Raw genomic sequence first — 17856 nt, 5'->3', positions numbered from 1 at the left:
CACCCACTCAGCGACCCACTCAGCGACCCACCCGGCCATCCCCCCGGCCGTCCGTCCGACGCCTCGTCGGACGAGCAACTCGGCCCGCTGCTGGCCGCGTTCGAAGGGCGGCCCGCCGTCGTCGGCGGGGCCGGCAAGGATCCCGTCAACCTGCCGATGATCCGGCACTGGTGCGAGGCGCTGGGCGACACCGGTGCCGCGTACGCCGGGCCGGACGCGATCGCGCCGCCCGCCATGCTCCAGGTGTGGACCATGGGCGGCCTCTCCGGGAACCAGGGCCGCTCGGCCGCGTACGACGAACTGCTCGCCCTCCTCGACGAAGCCGGCTGCACCTCGGTCGTCGCCACCGACTGCGAGCAGGAGTACCTGCGGCCCCTGCGGCCGGGGGACAGGGTCACGTACGACTCGGTCGTGGAGTCCGTCTCCGGGCCCAAGACCACCAAGCTCGGCACCGGCTACTTCGTCACAACCCGAATGGATGTACGGGTGGACGGTGAGCCGGTCGGCTCGCACCGGTTCCGGATCCTCAAGTACGCCCCCGCCCGCGCCCCTGAGAAGTCGGCCGGGCGGAAAACCGCGGAGACCCCCGCCTCGACCCGCCCCCGGCCCGTCATCAACCGCGACAACGCCGGATTCTGGGACGGCGTCGAACGTCACCAGCTGCTCGTCCAGCGGTGCCTCGGCTGCCGCGCCCTGCGTTTCCCCTGGCTGCCGGGGTGCAACGCCTGTGGCAGCGGCGACTGGGACACCGTCGAGGCGTGCGGCGACGGCACCGTGTACTCGTACGTCGTCATGCACCACCCGCCCTTCCCCGCTTTCGACCCGCCCTACGCGGTCGGGCTGATCGAGCTCGTCGAGGGGGTGCGGATCATCAGCAACGTGGTGGGCGTGCCGTACGACAAGGTGCGGATCGGGATGCCGGTGCGGCTGGAATTCGTACGGTACGAGGAGGGGCAGCCGGCCCTTCCGGTGTTCCGGGGCGGCTCTTCCGCGGAGGTGGGTGCGTGAAGGCCGGGGACGAACTGCCGCCGCTGGAGATCGAGATCACGCGCACGCTGATCGTCTCCGGGGCCATCGCGTCCCGCGACTTCCAGGACGTGCACCACGACGCCGAGCTGGCGCGGGCGAAGGGCTCCCCCGACATCTTCATGAACATCCTGACGACGAACGGGCTGGTGGGACGCTACATCACCGACTACTTCGGTCCCACCGCCGTTCTGCGCAGGCTCGCGATCCGCCTCGGCGCCCCCAACTACCCCGGCGACACCATGGTGTTGACCGGCCGCGTCGAGGAGGTCGACGGCGAGACGGCCGTCGTACGCGTCCTCGGCGCCAACGGGATCGGACGGCATGTCTCGGGAACGGCGACTGTCTCCGTGCCCGCATCCGTGCCCGCATCCGTGCCCGCCTCCGTGCCCGTCTCCTCGGCCCCGGGAGGAACCCTGTGAGCCTGCACGCGCGTGACGCGCTCGGCGGGCGTGCGGCCATCGTCGGTATCGGCGCCACCGAGTTCTCCAAGGACTCGGGGCGCAGCGAGCTGCGGCTCGCGGTGGAGGCGGTGCGGGCCGCGCTCGACGACGCCGGGCTGACGCCCGCCGATGTGGACGGCATGGTCACGTTCACGATGGACACGAGCCCGGAGATCACCGTCGCACAGGCCGCCGGGATCGGGGAGCTGTCCTTCTTCTCCCGCGTCCACTACGGCGGGGGCGCCGCCTGCGCCACCGTGCAGCAGGCCGCGCTCGCCGTCGCGGCCGGGGTCGCCGAGGTCGTCGTCTGCTACCGGGCGTTCAACGAGCGGTCGGGACGGCGATTCGGCTCGGGGGTGCAGCGGCGCGAACCGTCGGCCGAGGGGGCGGCGCTCGGCTGGTCGCTGCCGTTCGGGCTGCTCACGCCCGCCTCCTGGGTGGCGATGGCGGCGCAGCGGTACCTGTACACGTACGGGCTGTCGCCGGACGCCTTCGGGCATGTCGCCGTCCGTGGCCGGAAGTACGCGGCGACCAATCCGGCTGCCTGGTTCCACGGCCGGCCCATCACCCTCGCCGACCACGCGGCCTCGCGCTGGATCGCCGAGCCGCTGCGGCTGCTGGACTGCTGCCAGGAGACGGACGGCGGCCAGGCGGTCGTCGTCACCTCCGTCGAACGGGCGCGCGACCTGCGGCACCCGCCCGCCGTCGTCGCGGCGGCGGCCCAGGGCGCGGGCCGCGCTCAGGAACAGATGACCAGCTTCTACCGCGACGACCTCACGGGCCTGCCCGAGATGGGTGTCGTGGCCCGTCAACTGTGGCGGACCGCCGGCGCGGGCCCGTCGGACATCGACGTCGCCATCCTGTACGACCACTTCACCCCGTTCGTACTGATGCAGCTCGAGGAGTTCGGCTTCTGCGCACCGGGTGAGGCCGCGGATTTCGTCGCGGCCGAGGCGCTGCCCCTGAACACGCACGGCGGTCAGCTCGGGGAGGCGTACCTGCACGGCATGAACGGCATCGCGGAGGCCGTGCGCCAGCTCCGCGGAACCGCCGTCAACCAGGTGCCGGGCACGGAAAGAGTGCTGGTCACCGCCGGTACGGGGGTGCCGACCTCGGGGCTGGTGCTGGAGGCCGCCGGATGAGCGGGACTGGTCGGGCGACCACCGAACCCCCGGCTGCCGCTACTACTGGAGGAGCAGCTTCCGTAGTACCCCCGTACCACCCCTCAGGGGCGAACCCTCATAGCCCCGTACTGTGCCTCCACCTTCAGGAGGTGGAGGTGGCCCCCCGCCTACAACCTGAGGGGGACGCGGCTTCGGGACCTGCGGCCGATGAGCCGGAGTAGGGGTCGAACCTAGCGTAGAGCCATGACCACACTCGTCTGCACCAGCGCTTCGAACGCGGCTACGCCGGCGACGCAGACCCTGTCGTTCGCGTCGTACACCTCGTACCCGTCGTTCTCCTCGTATGTGAAGGCCCGCCGCCCGGTGCTGTTGCGCACCGCCCGGTCGCTCACCGCGAACCCGAGCGACGCCGAGGACCTGCTGCAGACCGCGCTCACCAAGACGTACGTCGCCTGGGAGCGCATCGAGGACCACCGCGCGCTCGACGGCTATGTCCGCCGGGCGCTGCTGAACACGCGGACCTCGCAGTGGCGCAAGCGCAAGGTCGACGAGTTCGTCTGCGACGAGCTGCCGGAGCCCGAGGGGACCCCGGTCGGCGATCCGGCGGAGCACCAGGTGCTGCACGACGCGATGTGGCGCGCGATCATGAAACTGCCCGCGCGGCAGCGGGCGATGGTGGTGCTGCGGTACTACGAGGACCTGAGCGAGGTCCAGACGGCCGAGGTGCTCGGGGTGTCGGTGGGCACGGTCAAGTCGGCCGTCTCACGGGCGCTGGGCAAGCTGCGCGAGGACCCCGAACTGGTACTCGCCCGGTAGTCCCAGAGTTCCGCAGCCCGACGTGATCTGATCGATCACTCTCTCCTAGTGACGTACCAACCGGTATGTGAGCAGAATCAGCACACCATTTACCACCGAGTAGGCGATGAAGCCCCCGGGAGGACGCCGTGCTGAGCACCATGCAGGACGTACCGCTGCTGATCTCAAGGATCCTGACCCATGGGTCGACGATCCACGGCGACTCGCAGGTCATCACCTGGACCGGCGAGGCCGAACCCCGGCGCCGCTCCTTCGCCGAGATCGGGGCCCGGTCGGCACAGCTGGCGCACGCCCTGCGCGACGACCTCGGAGTCACCGGCGACGACCGTGTGGCCACTTTGATGTGGAACAACCCCGAGCACGTCGAGGCCTACTTCGCGATCCCCTCCATGGGCGCGGTCCTGCACACCCTCAACCTGCGACTGCCCCCCGAACAGCTGGCCTGGATCGTCAACCACGCCGCTGACAAGGTGATCATCGCGAACGGCTCGCTGCTGCCGCTGCTCGCCCCGCTGCTCCCGCACTTCAAGACGGTCGAGCACGTCGTGATCGCCGGCCCCGGTGACCGTTCCGGCCTCGCCGGGTCGCACGCCCAGGTGCACGAGTACGAGGACCTCATCGCCGGGAAGCCGACCGGCTACGACTGGCCCGAGCTGGACGAGCGTACGGCCGCGTCCATGTGCTACACCTCCGGCACGACGGGCGACCCCAAGGGCGTGGTCTACAGCCACCGTTCCATCTACCTGCACTCCATGCAGGTCAACATGGCCCAGTCCATGGGCCTGACCGACCAGGACACCTCCCTCCTCGTGGTCCCCCAGTTCCATGTCAACGCCTGGGGGCTGCCCCACGCCACCTTCATGACCGGCGTCAACATGCTGATGCCGGACCGGTTCCTGCAGCCCGCCCCGCTCGCCGAGATGATCGAGCAGGTCCGGCCGACGCACGCCGCCGCGGTCCCCACCATCTGGCAGGGCCTCCTCGGGGAGCTGACCGCACGCCCCCGCAACGTCACGTCCCTCCAGCAGGTCACCATCGGCGGCTCCGCCTGTCCGCCCGCCCTCATGGCGGCCTTCGACGAGCTGGGCATGCGTGTCTGCCACGCCTGGGGCATGACGGAGACCTCCCCGCTCGGCACGATCGCCCGCCCGCCGGCCAGCGCCATCGGTACGGAGCAGGAGTTCGCGTACCGCCTCACGCAGGGCCGTTTCCCGGCGAGCGTCGAGGCCCGGCTGAGCGGCCCCGCCGGCGAACGCCTCCCCTGGGACGGTGAATCCGCCGGTGAGCTGGAGGTGCGCGGCCCGTGGATCGCGGGCTCCTACTACAACGGCGCCGACGGGGAACCCCTGCGCCCCGCCGACAAGTTCAGCGAGGACGGCTGGCTCAAGACGGGCGACGTGGGCACCATCAGCCCCGACGGCTTCCTGACCCTCACCGACCGCGCCAAGGACGTCATCAAGTCCGGCGGCGAGTGGATCTCCTCCGTCGACCTGGAGAACGCCCTCATGGCCCACCCGGACGTCCTGGAGGCGGCCGTCGTGGCCGTCCCCGACGAGAAGTGGGGTGAGCGCCCGCTGGCCACCGTCGTGCTGTCGGAGGGTTCCACCGCCGACTTCGAGTCCCTGCGCGACTTCCTCGCCGACGACGGCAAGATCGCCAAGTGGCAGCTCCCGGAGCGCTGGACGATCATCGAGTCGGTTCCGAAGACAAGCGTCGGCAAGTTCGACAAGAAGGTCCTGCGCAAGCAGTACGCGGAGGGCGAGCTGGACGTCACCAGGCTCTGACATACGACGAGCCGGGGCAGTGTTTCACGTGAAACATTGCCCCGGCTCGGGTGTGAAATGTGTCAGTTGGTACCGATACGGGCGAGCAGGTCGACGATCCGGCTCTGCACCTCGGTACTGGTGGATCGCTCGGCGAGGAACAGCACCGTCTCCCCCGAAGCGAGCCTCGGCAGATCGGCCTGGTCGACGGCGGCCGTGTAGACGACCAGCGGAGTGCGGTTCAACTGCCCGTTCGCCCGCAGCCAGTCCACGATCCCGGCCCTGCGACGCCGTACCTGAAGCAGGTCCATGACCACCAGGTTCGGCCGCAACTGCGAGGCCAGCGTGACCGCGTCGGCGTCGCTCGCGGCCCGCGCGACCTGCATCCCGCGCCGCTCCAGCGTCGCCGTGAGCGCGAGCGCGATCTCCGCGTGCTCCTCGATGAGCAGCACCCGAGGCGGATGCTGCTCACTGTCACGCGGGGCGAGCGCCTTCAGCAGTACGGCGGGGTCGGCGCCGTACGCCGCCTCGCGCGTCGCCTGCCCGAGGCCGGCCGTCACCAGTACCGGCACCTCGGCGGCCACGGCGGCCTGGCGCAGCGACTGGAGAGCGGTCCGGGTGATCGGCCCGGTCAGCGGATCGACGAACAGTGCCGCCGGGAAGGCCGCGATCTGCGCGTTGACCTCCTCGCGCGAGTTCACGATGACGGGCCGGTAGCCACGGTCGCTGAGCGCCTGCTGCGTGGTGACGTCCGGCGCCGGCCACACCAGCAGCCGACGCGGGTTGTCCAGCGGCTCCGGCGGCAACTCGTCGTCCATCGGCCGCGGCTGCGGCTGGTCGGAGACCTCGACCGCCCCGCCGGGACCGTCGAGCGGCTCGGGCCCCTCGGCGGCGTTCTCGTCCGGCGCTCCTATGGCGTACGAGCGTCCGGCCCCCTCGGTGAACCCGGGCAGCCGCGCGGCGCCCGGGGCGAGCTGAGTCTGCCCGGCCAGCGAGGGCTGCGCGGGCAACGGCACCTGGGCGAGCGGCGCTTGTCCGGCGAGCGACGGCTGACCCGGCAGGGGTGCCTGGCCGGCCAGGGAGGGCTGCGCGGGGACCGGAGCGGGAGGCGCGGCCTGCGCCGCCGGAGGCGTGGCGGTGGCGGCCTGGCCCGGCTGAGGGTGCGGACGTGCCGTCGTCTCCGGCTGGCCGCCGACGGGTTCGGTACGGGTCCCGAGCTTGCGGCGACGGCCGGAGCCGTTCGACCCGTTGGTGCCGTTCGGGGGCGTGGCGGACTGCGGCTGGCCCGGCGTCTGGACCTGCGCCGCCTGCCGGCTGAACGGCACCCCCTGCCCGAGGGTCCGCACGCTGAACGCCCGCCCCTGCGTCGAGTTCGGGTCGACCGGCGCGACGGCGACTTCGGCGGGCAGCGCCTGCCCGGGCTGGACCGGCGCGACACCCTCAGCGGGCAGCGGGGTGGCTACCGCCTGAGGCGCGGCGGCGGGCGCGGGCGCGGGGACGGGAACGGGGGCAGGAGCGGCTGCGGCTGCTGCCGCGTTCGGGTTCAACTGCGGCTGCGGCTGCGGCTGTACGGCGGTGCCGACGTCCGGGGTTTCGTCGTCGGCCGGGGGCCAGGGCTGGGGCTGCGGCTGGGCGACGGGTGCGGTCTGGGCCGGGATCGCCTGGCCGGGGGCGAGGCCCTGGGCGAGGGCGGGCTGGGGCGCCGTACCCTGCGCCGGGACCTGCTGGGCAACGGCCTGCGGCGCCTGCTGCAGGGCCTGTTGGGGGACCTGCTGACCCTGGACGCCCTGCGCCGGGACAGGCTGGGCGGCCATGGGCTGGGCGACTGCGGGCTGGCCGGGCATGGGCTGACCGGGCACGGGCTGCGGCGGAAGCCCCTGCGCGGGAACCGCCTGCCCGGGAACCGGCTGTCCCGGCATGGCCTGCGCGACCTGCTGGACCTGCGGAACCTGAGCCATGCCAGGGGTCTGCCCAGGCATGCCCTGTGCCGGCACGGGCTGTTGCCCCTGCCCCGGTACGACGACGCCCTGCGGACCGGCGGCGGCGACCTGGGCGGCCGGTGCCTGCACGGGAGCCGGTGCGGGCACCGCCTGTCCGGGAATCCCGCCCGGCGGTACGGTCCCCTGCTGGTCCGGGGCCTGACGCGCCCGGCGGCGGCCGGTCGGGGCGGACGTCGGATGCGGCTGGGGCGGGGTGTGGTCCTCGTCGGGGTCGTGCATGAGCCCGTCGTGGCGGCCGGCGTCGTCGTACGGGTCGCCGACGGGCCCGGCGGGTGTCTCGGGGACAGCCTGGTCCGTACGGTCGGCCTCGGCCGGGGGCAGGGCGAACACCGGGCGGGGGCCCGCCTCCTGGGCGGCGCCGCGCTCGGCGGCAGCCGCGAGGGCCCGACGCCGACGCCCGGTCGGCTGGCCGCCCGCGCTGTCGTCGGCGGCGCCCTCCACGGCCGGGGCCCCCGAAGGAGCCGCGGGCAGGGCGGGAGGCAGCGCGTGCTGCTCGCCTCCGCCGCGCCGTGCCGGAGCGCCGGGCACGCCCTGGGGCGGCACGGTCCCGCCCAGACCGGTCCCGGCGGCAGCGGTGCCCGCACCGTGCTCGCCCGCCATGACGACGGCACCCTCGGAGACGCCACCCTCGTCGCCCGCGCCCGCCTCGGCCCCTTCGACGGGGCTGGGACGGCCACGCCGACGCCCGGTACCGCTGTCGCCCTCGGCGGAGGGCGCGGAGGACTGAGGTGCGTGACCAGCGGCGGCGGCAGCCTCCTCGGCGGCACGCCTCCGGCGCCGCCCGGTGGGCGCGACCGCCTCACTCCCGGGCTCACCGTTCTCGACCTCGACATCGGCCTCGGCGGCGCCCTCCGGACCGTCACCCTCCAGGAAGGCGTCCACGGACCGCCGGGCCCGCCGCCGCCCGCCGACTCCACCGTTGCCGTTGCCGTTGTCGCTGTTGTTGTCGTCGACCTGTCCGGGCACGGCGAGCTCGGCGCCCACGGACGTCTCCGCGTCCTCGGCCTCCACCGCGCCCGCCCCGCCCCCGATGGGCACCTCGAGGACGTACGCGCTGCCGCTCATGCCCGGCACCTCGTGCGTCTGGAGCACCCCGCCATGGGCCCGCACGATCCCGCGCACGATCGGCTCGTGCACCGGGTCTCCCCCGGGATACGGCCCGCGCACCTCGATCCGTACGACCTCACCGCGCTGCGCGGCGGCCACGACCACCGTGTTGTCCATGTAACCGCCCGCGGAGGCCGGCGAGTTGCCGGTCGCGTCGACGCCGGCGACGTCCGCGACGAGATGCGCGAGGGCGGTGGCGAGGCGCTGCGGGTCGACCTCGGCCTCGATCGGCGGCGCGTGCACGGCGAACTGGACCCGGCCGGGCCCGATCAGCTCGACGGCTCCATCGACACCGGCCGCGACGACCGCGTCGAGCATCACCTTCGTACGGGTGACGGAGTCGGCGCCCGTGTCGAGCCGCTGATAGGAGAGGACGTTGTCGACCAATGTGGTGATGCGCGAGTAACCGGCCGACAGATGGTGCAGCACCTGGTTGGCCTCGGGCCACAGCTGCCCGGCGTCGTCGGCGGCGAGAGCGGCCAGTTCGCGGCGCAGCTCGTCGAGGGGGCCGCGCAGCGAACGGCCGAGCAGCACGAGCAGTTGCTCCTGCCGGCCGGCCAGGGCCTCGTACCGGTCCTTCTCGCGCTCGGCGAGGGCCGCGTACCGGTCCTCACCGGCGGCGAGTTCCTCCTCGTGCTCCTCGCGCAACCGCTCGATCTCGGTGACGTGCTGCTGGCGCAGGGCGGTGAGCTCGGAGGCGTGCTCCTCGGCGACCCGCTCCAGCTCCTCCTCGTGCAGCTTGTCGGCGGCGTCCTTCTCCTCGGCGAGGGACTCGTACGGACGCCGGTCGGTGAAGGTCATCACGGCGCCGACGAGCTGGTCGCCGTCCCGGACGGGCGCGGTCGTCAGATCGACGGACACCTTGTCGCCGCTCTTGGACCACAGCACCTGCCCGCGCACCCGGTGCTTGCGCCCGGACCGCAGGGTGTCGGCGAGCGGCGACTCCCCGTACGGGAAGGGCTCGCCGTCGGCGCGCGAGTGCAGGACGAGGGTGTGGAGCTCACGCCCGCCGAGATCGCTGGCCCGGTAACCGAGTATCTGAGCGGCGGCCGGATTGACGAGGACGACCCGCCCCTCGGTGTCCGTCCCGACGACCCCTTCCGCGGCCGCGCGCAGGATCATCTCGGTCTGACGTTGCGATCGCGCGAGTTCGGCCTCGGTGTCGACGGTGCCCGACAGATCGCGTACGACGAGCATGAGCAGCTCGTCATTGGTGTATCCGTAGCTGTCGTACGCCTGTTGGCCGTTCTCCAGATTCGCACTGGTGACCTCGACAGGAAACTCGCTCCCGTCCGTCCGCCGGGCGATCATCCGGGTCGGCTTGGTCTGCCCGTACGGGTCCATGGAATCGGGGCGCCGCATGGTGCCCGGGATCAGCCGTGAGTCGAACTGGGGCAGCAGATCGAGCAGCCCGCGCCCGACGAGGGCGGTGCCCGGCGTCTCGAAGGCCCCGAGGGCGATCGTATTGGCGTTGACGACGGTCCCATTGGCGTTGACCAGCACCAACGCATCGGGCAGCGCGTCGAGTATGGCTGCGAGGCGAGCAGCGCCTCGGGATGGCCTGCTGCTCACGAGACGCTTCCTCCCTGTTACCGCACCTTGCCGACCGCGGGCGCCATCTTGCCAACCGTCCCGCAACGTGTCACGCGAGGGAGTCTAAGGGCAGTGGTTGCGCTCGCGACGCCGGATGAGAGGGAGGTCGCACGACGAAGTGACACAGACCCTGTGACGGCCCCTTTCACACCACTCATGCGCTACGGGCCCCCCGCGACCGCCGCGTGAGGGCCCTCGGGGACGTCGGTTCGCTGGTCGGGAGCTTGATCCGGAGCTTGACCGGAACCCTCCCGAGCCCCTATCGAAGATCGGGAAGCAGCGGTACGAGCCGGTCCCAGCGCGCCATCTGGCACCCGTTACTCCGGTCGAACGTGGCATCGACGGGCCGCCCGGCCCAGGTCCCGGTCACATGAGCGGTCGCCGGACCGCCGTACATCATCGTGCAGACACTGTCCGGGGATACGGGCGCGAACGGATCCTTCCCCCACCGAGCCCCCCGGTCGAGCGACCCACAGGCCCCGTCGACGTCCGGATGACTCCCGCCCTCCGGATGGCACGCCAACTCGAACCGCCCGTCCCCACGCCCGCCGGTGCCCCGGACGGTGACGGTGAGGTGGTCGGAGGCGCGCCCCAGGGAAGTGGGAGCGAGGAGAGGCGCGAGAGGCGTGAGGGGACGGGCCTGTGGGACCGCGTCGGCGTACGCGGCCGTCGGCACGGCGGAGAAGGACGCGGCGGCGAGGGAGACACCGGCGGTGGCGGCGAACACGAGCCGACGGAGGGCGCCGCCGGCACGGGTGCCGGGAGGAGGGGCAGAGGGGAGGGCGTTGGGGGTGACCTTGACCATGACCTGACTAACGCCTGACGCCGACGGACGTTGCGCGGGCCGGGCGGAGCGGGGCGGTACGCGCGAGCAGGGCCGGGCGGGCCACTGGGCGGCCCGCGCGCCTCATCGGCAGGGCACAACGGCTTTGCCCTGCGCCCCGCCTGCCTAGTACCGTGGGAGGCGATTGGTGACACCGCGCTCGTCTGTGTCATCATCTGCACGCACCACTCGCGCTCGCGCGGGAGGTTGTGCTGGAGGCGTCGCCTAGTCCGGTCTATGGCGCCGCACTGCTAATGCGGTTTGGGACTTACATCCCATCGAGGGTTCAAATCCCTCCGCCTCCGCACCTCACCCGAAGCCCTGGTCGTCACAGACCGGGGCTTCGGTCGTTTTCGCAGGTCAGGCAGGGTGCGGGCAAAGGATTTCACCTCACGCCGCCAGTCATGTAATGTTGTTCCCGCAACGCCAACCGGGCCGAAAAGCCCGGCGGGAAGAGCAAACACAACAGAAGACACAAGCACTCGTAGCTTAACGGATAGAGCATCTGACTACGGATCAGAAGGTTGCAGGTTCGAATCCTGCCGAGTGCACATCGATCAAAGGCCCCGCCGGTTCATCCGGCGGGGCCTTTGGCGTCAGCGGGTGTCGGGCCATCTCCGGGCGTGCAAGGAGCAGTTGGCTCCGCACAGGCGGGAGCCCGGAGCGCTGGCGTTCGAGGTTCGCGCGTCGGTGATCCATACGGTGTTTTTGTGCTCGGTGGAACGGGGACCCGGTCGTCGTATCGAGGGAATGGACTCGGGAAGGCCGGACGGATCGGTGTCGGGCTGTCGGACGAAGTACCCCCCGGTAGGGCAAGATCGAATGAAGCCGATGGTGGATGTGCCCGCAGGGAGGTGAGGGCCGTGGCCGATGACGAGGAACTCGTCGGTGGGGACGCTGAGGAGGAGACACTTGCCCGGCGGGCCCGGATCGCCCGCGAGTTGATCGTGAACGTGCGAGGGCTGCCGACCGCCAAGGTGCCCGATGCCCTGTGCCGGGCCTGTGTGAAGCTGCTGCCGGATGTCTCGGGACTGTCGGTGTCCGTTCAGGGCGATGACGGCGCGGACACCGGGGTCGTGTTCTGCGCGAGTGACGACGTGGCCGCTCGGCTCGCGGAGATCCAGTTCACGCTCGGCGAAGGTCCCTGCACGGAGGCGGTGCGGCTGCGGGCGCCGGTGTTCGCGGCGGATCTGACCCGCGCCCCGGACAACCGCCGCTGGCCACTGTTCTGTTTTCAGGCGGCGAACGCGGGCGCCCGAGCCGTCTTCTCGCTGCCGTTGGCCGGTAACGGGCGGCCGCTGGGCACCCTTGACCTGTACAAGGACACCGCGGGCTCGCTGAGCAGCGATCATGTGCGCACATCGTTGCTGGTCGCTGATGCCATGACACACGCCGTCACGGCCCTCGGCCACACTTCTTCAGACCCGCAAGGAGTCGTAACGTGGCTGGAGGGGGTCGAGTCCGACCGGGAGGAGATTCACCAGGCCACTGGAATGATCATGATGCAACTCGGAGTGACCGCCGAAGAGGCCGTCCTGCGTCTGCGTGCCCGAGCCTTCGCTCAGGGCCGCACCTCGACCGAGATCGCGCGGGCAGTCATCGACCGCACCCTGGACATGCGCCGTGAATGAACGAGCCGGCAGTACGCGTGACACGCGTGGCACGCGTGACGACAACGCCAGGGAGGCGAGCATGAACCGCGAGCGACAGTTGGCGAGGGCGTTCGTCGACCTGGCGGACACCTATGCGTCGGAGTTCGATCCACTGCACCTTTTCAGCCGCCTTGTACGTACGTGCGTCGAACTGCTGGACGTGGACGCCGCGGCCGTGATGGTCGCCGACGCGCGGGGCAGTCTGAAGACGATGGCCGCCACCAGCGACGAAGCCGCCTTCGTGGAGTTGCTGCAGGCCCAGACCGGCAGTGGCCCGTGCATGGAGTGCTACCGCACCGGCGAGCCTCGCAGCGTCCCCGACATCACCGCCGAGGGCGAACGCTGGCCGGAACTGGCCACCGCCATGACGGATGCGGGGTACCGGTCCCTGCAGACGGTTCCGGTCCGTCTCCATGAGCGCCCCCTGGGCGGCCTCACCCTGTTGGGCTATCGCGTCGGAGCCCTTGCCGACGACGACGTGCACCTCGCGCAGGCGCTGGCGGACTCCGCCGCGCTCGCCCTGATGCACTGGTCCATCGAACCGGCCCGGAGCGACGACGTCATCACCCGCGTCCAGAGCGCCATCTCCGCCAAGGCTCTCCTGGAGATCGCCAAGGGCATGATCGCCGAGTACGCGGACGTGAGCATCCCGGAGGCCGGACAGCTCCTGACCGGCTACGCGAGCCGCCATCGGGTCAGTCTCGCCGAAACCGTCCACGCCCTGGTCAGCCACTCCATGAAGCCGACCGTCATCGTCCCCGCGCGGAAAGCCTGACCGATCGGTGGGGGCCGGTTCCAATCGGCCCACCCCGTCGTCCTAGCGTTCGGGAATGACGATCCTGCCGCCATCCGTCGTGCGTGCGCTTGAGCGATTTCATGCCGCCCACCCCTGGGACCACAACGCCCACTACCACCCGTGGATCATGCGGCAGTTGCCGAGGCGGTACAGCCGGGCGCTGGACGTGGGGTGCGGCAGCGGGGACCTGGTGCGGTTGCTGGCCGGGCGGAGTTCGTCGTCGGTGGTCGGCATCGACTCCGATCCCGTGATCGTCCGGCGGGCCCGGGACATCACTCCCCCCGCGCTCCCGGTGACGTTCACCGTCGCCGACGCGATGACCGGCCTCGGCGACCTTCCCGACGGCCCGGCGGAGGGTTCGTACGACGTCATCACCTGCGTCGCCGTCGTCCACCACCTGCCGTACGCCGACGCGCTCGCCGTCTTCCGGGAGCGGCTGGCGCCCGGCGGGACGCTGGTCGTGGTGGGGCTGGCCCGGGCCGAGGGTCCCGTTGATCATCTGCTGGGAGGTGTCGCCGTCTTCGCGAACCTCGTCATGGCCTGGGTGAAGAACCGGGGGCGGCCTGCGGCGCGGCCGGTTGCCATGAGTGCTCGGACGCAGGCGGCGGAGATGGGGTTCGGTGAGGTGGTGAGGGAGGCGCGGCGGGTGCTTCCCGGGTGCCGGGTGCGGCGGAGGCTCTTCTGGCGGTACACGTTGGTCTGGCGGCAGCCGACCCGGAGCTGATCTTTCTTTTCCTTTCCCCTTCTATGTGTCTGCTCTACGTGTCTGCTCTAGGTGTCCGTCCCGCGGATCTCGTCCATGTACTCGCGGGCCAGCTGGCCCTGACGTGTGAACCAGTCGGACAGTACGGCCAGTTCCTCGGGAGAGTAGTCGGCGATGAGGGTGGCCAGGCGGGCGTAGTAGGGGCCGTAGAGGGCGTGGGCCCTGGCGACGGCGGCCGGTTCGGCGGCCACGCGGACGCGGCGGCGGTCGTTCGGGTCGGGGCGGCGGGTGATGTAGCCCGCGCGTTCGAGGCGGTTGAGGATTCCGGTGACCGCGCCCGTGGTGACGTGTGCGCGTTCGGCCAGGTCACCGGCGGTGAGCAGATTCTCGCCGGCCTCCAGGACGTAGCCGAAGCAGGTGATGTCGGTGACGTTCATGTTGAGGCGACGGGCCATCTCCTGCTGGCTGAGCAGGTGCGTCGCGATGGTGTGGTCCATCGCCGTGAGGAGTTGGGCGGGGGTCGCGGGTGGGCGGGGACTCATGGAATTGCCTTAGCTCGTAAGAGGTTTTGTGGCTAAACTGCTTAGGGAGTGAGAGATCTCGATTCTACTGGGGAGACGCCGACGTGAGCACCTACGACGAGGGACACACCGTCGCCGGCTGGACCGGCACCGCCATCGCTACCGCCGGGTCCTGTGTGCTCGGGCTGGGGGTGTGCACGGCCTCGGTTCCCGTGGTGGCGGGCGGGGCTGTGGTGCTGGTCGTCGCCGTCCTGGTCACCTGGGTTCTTCATCTCGCCGGGTGGGGGAAGCCGCCGGGTGTGCGGCCGGTGGGCGAGTGGCGGATGGGGGTACGGGACCGCTCCGCGCGGGCGGGGCATCCGGAGTGCGTGGGGTGCCGGCTGGCGGGGCGGGGGCGCGGGCAGCGGGCGGTCGGGGTTGGCGGTACGGCCATTGCCGCCGCCGAGGCCGTTGGCGTCGCCCCGGAACGGGTCTGATCGAGCTCTGGGTCTCTGAGCTGCGCCTTTGTCGATCGGGGGGCGTTGTCAGTGGTACCCCGTACTCTCGCAAGGGATGGGACAGTCGTGGAGATGCTCGGGGCTGCGGTGGTCGGCGGACGGTCCCGTGCTGCGGTGGGACGGTGGGCGCGACAGTGCGCTGACCTGGGGGAAGAGGGTGACCTTCGGGGTCACGGAAGGGGGCGTACGGACATGTGTGGGAGCGCGGGGGAACGCCTGTCCGCTACGGGCGGCGGTGTCGGGGCGGAGTACGGGGGCGCGGTGCGAGGAGTGTGCGCGGCTGGACCGGGCGCACTCGGTCGCCGCCGACACGATCGCGGACGATCCACGGCCCTACCACGTATACCTGGCGTGGTTCGGGCCCGGGATGACCAAGGTCGGCATCACGGCGGTGGAGCGGGGCTCGGCGCGGCTGCTTGAGCAGGGTGCCGTCGTCTTCAGCTGGCTGGGCGTCGGCCCGCTGATGGCAGCCCGGCGCACCGAGGAACTGCTGCGTGCCGCGCTCGGGGTTCCGGATCGGATCCCGTACGCCGACAAGCGGGCGGTGCGGGCCGCGCTGCCGGGGTCGGCGGCGGAGCGGGCCGTCGAGGTCGAGGAACTGCACGCCCGGGCTGTGGCACTGGGTGGCTGGCCCGACTCCCTGGAGCGGGCGGTCTGTCAAGTCGTCGACCATGTCGGGGCGTTCGGGTCGGCAGGGCTGGCGTCACCGGCTGTGGGCGCGGTGAGTGAGCTGGTGGCGGGGGGTGTCGTCGGGGGCGAGCTGGTGGCGGCGGCCGGGCCCGATCTGCATCTCGCGATCGACGACGGCCGGGCGGACGATGGGCGGGGGGTCGTGGTGCTGGACACCAGGCTGATGACTGGGTGGGAGCTGGTGCCTGTCGGGAGTGGGGGACTGACCGTCCCCGTGCGGGAGTTCAGGGCGATGAGGGAGGCAGCGGCTGGGGTTCAGGACGGGTTGTTCTGAGCCCGGCGCCGATCCAGACAGCGAGCGGCGGCCAGAGCAGGCAGGGAAAAGGGTTGCGGGGAGCGGGAGATGAGCGACCAGAAGCAGGAGCTGGGGGGGGAGGAGGAGGCCATGACGGTGGAGGGATCGAGGGGGACCTCGGGCGACGGAAACGGCGACACCGCCGCCGGAGAAGTCGCCCCTGCCGCCCCTGCCGCCCATGCCACCTATGTCACCGAGGTCGCCGAAGTTCGGCGGTTCTGGGAGCGGCTCGGGTTGCCCGGGCTCGTCGATGTGCACACGCACTTCATGCCCGAGCGTGTGCTGCGCAAGGTCTGGGCCTACTTCGACGCCGTGGGGTCGGTGGACGAGGGGGTCGAGTGGCCGATCACCTACCGGCTGGAGGAGGACGAACGGCTCGCGGTGATCCGGGAGTTCGGGGTGCGGGCCTTCACCGCCATGCTCTACCCGCACAAGGCCGGCATGGCCGATTGGCTCAACCAGTGGGCCGCCGACTTCGCCGGGCGCACCCCCGACTGTCTGCACACCTCCACCCTGTTCCCTGAGCCGGGGGTCGAGGAGTACGTCCGGAAGGCCGTCGAGTCGGGGGCGCGGGTCTTCAAGGCACATGTGCAGGTGGGGGCGTACGACCCGGCGGACGAGCTTCTCGATCCGGCCTGGGGGCTGCTCGCCGAGGCCGGGACACCCGTGGTGATCCACTGCGGCTCCGGTCCGGCGCCCGGCAAGCACACCGGGCCCGAGTCGATCGGGCGCGTGCTGGCCCGGCATCCCCGGCTGCGGTTGGTCGTCGCGCATATGGGTCTGCCGGAGTACGAGGAGTTCCTCGGCCTGGCCGAGCGGTACGAGGAGGTGCGGCTGGACACGACGATGGCGTTCACCGACTTCGCCGAACGCATGGCGGCGTTCCCCCGGTCGGCACTCCCCCGGCTGGCGGACCTCGGCGACCGGGTTCTGCTCGGCTCGGACTTCCCGAACATCCCGTATCCGTACGTCCACCAGCTGCACGCCCTCGAGCGACTGGACCTCGGCGACGACTGGCTCCGGGCCGTGTGTCACGACAACGGGGCTCGGTTGTTCGGGCTGTGACCCGGGGGAGCCGGGGGAGTCGGGGGGAGCTGGGGGGTGGAAAGAGCGGGACTCGTAGGTTTCTGGCGGCTTCCTAAGAGCTGCCTGTGAATTTCTCAGGAAAATCACAGGTTCCGGAAAGCCTGTTCTCAGAGGGCGCCGACATGGTTTCCGCTATGACCACGACCTCGCCCCAGGGGCGCACCGAACTGCTGAGGCCGGACGGGAGCCCCGTCCGGGTGCTTGTGGTGGACGACGAGATGTCGATCACCGAGCTGCTCTCCATGGCCCTTCGCTACGAAGGCTGGCAGATACGCAGTGCGGGTGACGGAACGGGTGCGGTGCAGACCGCGCGCGAGTTCCGGCCCGACGCCGTCGTCCTCGACATGATGCTGCCCGACATGGACGGCCTCACCGTCCTCGGCCGGCTGCGGCGCGAACTGCCCGAGGTGCCCGTGCTGTTCCTGACGGCGAAGGACGCCGTCGAGGACCGTATCGCCGGCCTGACCGCCGGTGGTGACGACTACGTCACCAAGCCGTTCAGCCTCGAGGAGGTCGTGGCGCGGCTGCGCGGGCTGATCCGGCGCTCCGGTGCCGCCGACCGCCGGTCCGACTCCGTGCTGGTCGTCGGTGACCTCACCCTCGACGAGGACAGCCACGAGGTGTCGCGGGCCGGAGACGGCATCCACCTCACCGCCACCGAGTTCGAGCTGCTGCGCTTCCTGATGCGCAACCCGCGGCGCGTGCTCAGCAAGGCGCAGATACTCGACCGCGTGTGGTCGTACGACTTCGGCGGCCAGGCGAACGTGGTCGAGCTGTACATCTCCTACCTGCGGCGGAAGATCGACGCCGGACGCGAGCCGATGATCCACACCCGGCGCGGCGCCGGTTATCTGATCAAGCCCGCCGCCTGACCCCTGCCATGGGTGGTGCCGCTCCGGAAGAGGCAGTCGAGCCCGGTGG

The 17856-nt window shown here is 71.3% G+C and carries 15 protein-coding genes and 2 tRNA genes; 14 read left to right on the top strand and 3 right to left on the bottom strand.

From position 1 onward, the window contains the following. Window positions 1–87: 87 nt before the first annotated feature. The 5 genes from ABZ855_RS00210 (at window position 88) to ABZ855_RS00190 (ending at window position 5193) form a co-directional block, all read left to right on the top strand. Entirely contained in the window at window positions 88–1008 is a 921-nt protein-coding gene (locus ABZ855_RS00210) for an OB-fold domain-containing protein (RefSeq protein WP_360799248.1), read from the top strand. Beyond that, complete coding sequence (locus ABZ855_RS00205; protein WP_360798414.1) at window positions 1005–1448, top strand: MaoC family dehydratase; 444 nt, start codon at window positions 1005–1007, stop codon at window positions 1446–1448. Before ABZ855_RS00210 ends, ABZ855_RS00205 begins: the two co-directional genes overlap by 4 nt. Continuing rightward, window positions 1445–2611: a lipid-transfer protein gene (locus ABZ855_RS00200; RefSeq protein ID WP_360798411.1), complete on the top strand. Its 1167-nt coding sequence runs from the start codon at window positions 1445–1447 to the stop codon at window positions 2609–2611. The genes ABZ855_RS00205 and ABZ855_RS00200 overlap by 4 nt, the downstream gene beginning before the upstream one ends. Window positions 2612–2836: 225 nt before the next feature. Beyond that, a complete protein-coding gene (locus tag ABZ855_RS00195) occupies window positions 2837–3409 on the top strand; it encodes a SigE family RNA polymerase sigma factor (RefSeq protein ID WP_319213259.1) in 573 nt (190 codons plus the stop codon). Window positions 3410–3549: 140 nt separating this feature from the next. Continuing rightward, window positions 3550–5193 carry a long-chain fatty acid--CoA ligase gene (locus ABZ855_RS00190; protein WP_360799245.1) on the top strand — a complete coding sequence of 548 codons (1644 nt, stop codon included), beginning with the start codon at window positions 3550–3552 and terminating at the stop codon, window positions 5191–5193. A 62-nt stretch (window positions 5194–5255) separates the two neighbouring features. On the opposite strand, the gene ABZ855_RS00185 is transcribed toward ABZ855_RS00190, so the two are convergent. Further along, entirely contained in the window at window positions 5256–9851 is a 4596-nt protein-coding gene (locus tag ABZ855_RS00185; protein ID WP_360798408.1) for a PAS domain-containing protein, read from the bottom strand. 280 nt (window positions 9852–10131) lie between these two features. Beyond that, on the bottom strand, window positions 10132–10677 hold the full coding sequence (locus ABZ855_RS00180; protein WP_360798404.1) for an SSI family serine proteinase inhibitor: 546 nt from the start codon (window positions 10675–10677) through the stop codon (window positions 10132–10134). A gap of 232 nt (window positions 10678–10909) precedes the next feature. Between ABZ855_RS00180 and ABZ855_RS00175 the strand changes: the two genes are divergently transcribed. The 5 genes from ABZ855_RS00175 to ABZ855_RS00155 all read left to right on the top strand — a co-directional run bounded on the left by ABZ855_RS00175 (window position 10910) and on the right by ABZ855_RS00155 (window position 13867). After that, window positions 10910–11000 (top strand) — tRNA-Ser (locus ABZ855_RS00175). Window positions 11001–11173: 173 nt separating this feature from the next. After that, window positions 11174–11246, top strand: a tRNA-Arg gene (locus tag ABZ855_RS00170). A gap of 312 nt (window positions 11247–11558) precedes the next feature. After that, entirely contained in the window at window positions 11559–12326 is a 768-nt protein-coding gene (locus tag ABZ855_RS00165) for a GAF and ANTAR domain-containing protein (protein ID WP_360798401.1), read from the top strand. A 61-nt stretch (window positions 12327–12387) separates the two neighbouring features. Further along, a complete protein-coding gene (locus ABZ855_RS00160; protein ID WP_360798398.1) occupies window positions 12388–13122 on the top strand; it encodes a GAF and ANTAR domain-containing protein in 735 nt (244 codons plus the stop codon). A 55-nt stretch (window positions 13123–13177) separates the two neighbouring features. Next, a complete protein-coding gene (locus ABZ855_RS00155) occupies window positions 13178–13867 on the top strand; it encodes a class I SAM-dependent methyltransferase (protein WP_360798396.1) in 690 nt (229 codons plus the stop codon). Window positions 13868–13914: 47 nt separating this feature from the next. Here ABZ855_RS00155 and ABZ855_RS00150 read toward each other — a convergent pair whose 3' ends face one another. Then, window positions 13915–14388 (bottom strand): helix-turn-helix domain-containing protein, encoded by a 474-nt coding sequence (locus ABZ855_RS00150; protein WP_360798393.1) that lies wholly within the window; start codon window positions 14386–14388, stop codon window positions 13915–13917. 83 nt (window positions 14389–14471) lie between these two features. Here ABZ855_RS00150 and ABZ855_RS00145 point away from each other — a divergent pair, with 83 nt between their 5' ends. From ABZ855_RS00145 to ABZ855_RS00130, 4 genes are all read left to right on the top strand, one after another. Then, window positions 14472–14843, top strand: a complete 372-nt coding sequence (locus tag ABZ855_RS00145) for an HGxxPAAW family protein (RefSeq protein ID WP_360798390.1) — start codon at window positions 14472–14474, stop codon at window positions 14841–14843. Window positions 14844–14919: 76 nt separating this feature from the next. Further along, a complete protein-coding gene (locus ABZ855_RS00140) occupies window positions 14920–15828 on the top strand; it encodes a DUF2797 domain-containing protein (protein ID WP_360798388.1) in 909 nt (302 codons plus the stop codon). 69 nt (window positions 15829–15897) lie between these two features. Beyond that, window positions 15898–16914, top strand: coding sequence for an amidohydrolase family protein (locus ABZ855_RS00135; RefSeq protein ID WP_360798385.1), 1017 nt, complete (start codon window positions 15898–15900; stop codon window positions 16912–16914). Window positions 16915–17069: 155 nt separating this feature from the next. Then, entirely contained in the window at window positions 17070–17807 is a 738-nt protein-coding gene (locus tag ABZ855_RS00130; protein ID WP_319213267.1) for a response regulator transcription factor, read from the top strand. Window positions 17808–17856 lie beyond the last annotated feature (49 nt).

The sequence above is a fragment of the Streptomyces sp. NPDC047042 genome (genome assembly GCF_040644035.1).
GTDB lineage: Bacteria > Actinomycetota > Actinomycetes > Streptomycetales > Streptomycetaceae > Streptomyces.
Note: the sequence above shows the minus strand (reverse complement) of the source record. Positions and strands in the feature narration are given on the sequence as shown.

Bases quoted from the DNA above. Each gene is read 5' to 3' on its own strand.
- ABZ855_RS00195 (WP_319213259.1), top strand. From the start codon at position 2,837: ATGACCACACTCGTCTGCACCAGCGCTTCGAACGCGGCTACGCCGGCG.
- ABZ855_RS00190 (WP_360799245.1), top strand. From the start codon at position 3,550: ATGCAGGACGTACCGCTGCTGATCTCAAGGATCCTGACCCATGGGTCG.
- ABZ855_RS00180 (WP_360798404.1), bottom strand. From the start codon at position 10,677: ATGGTCAAGGTCACCCCCAACGCCCTCCCCTCTGCCCCTCCTCCCGGC.
- ABZ855_RS00160 (WP_360798398.1), top strand. From the start codon at position 12,388: ATGAACCGCGAGCGACAGTTGGCGAGGGCGTTCGTCGACCTGGCGGAC.
- ABZ855_RS00155 (WP_360798396.1), top strand. From the start codon at position 13,178: ATGACGATCCTGCCGCCATCCGTCGTGCGTGCGCTTGAGCGATTTCAT.
- ABZ855_RS00150 (WP_360798393.1), bottom strand. From the start codon at position 14,388: ATGAGTCCCCGCCCACCCGCGACCCCCGCCCAACTCCTCACGGCGATG.
- ABZ855_RS00140 (WP_360798388.1), top strand. From the start codon at position 14,920: ATGGGACAGTCGTGGAGATGCTCGGGGCTGCGGTGGTCGGCGGACGGT.
- ABZ855_RS00135 (WP_360798385.1), top strand. From the start codon at position 15,898: ATGAGCGACCAGAAGCAGGAGCTGGGGGGGGAGGAGGAGGCCATGACG.
- ABZ855_RS00130 (WP_319213267.1), top strand. From the start codon at position 17,070: ATGACCACGACCTCGCCCCAGGGGCGCACCGAACTGCTGAGGCCGGAC.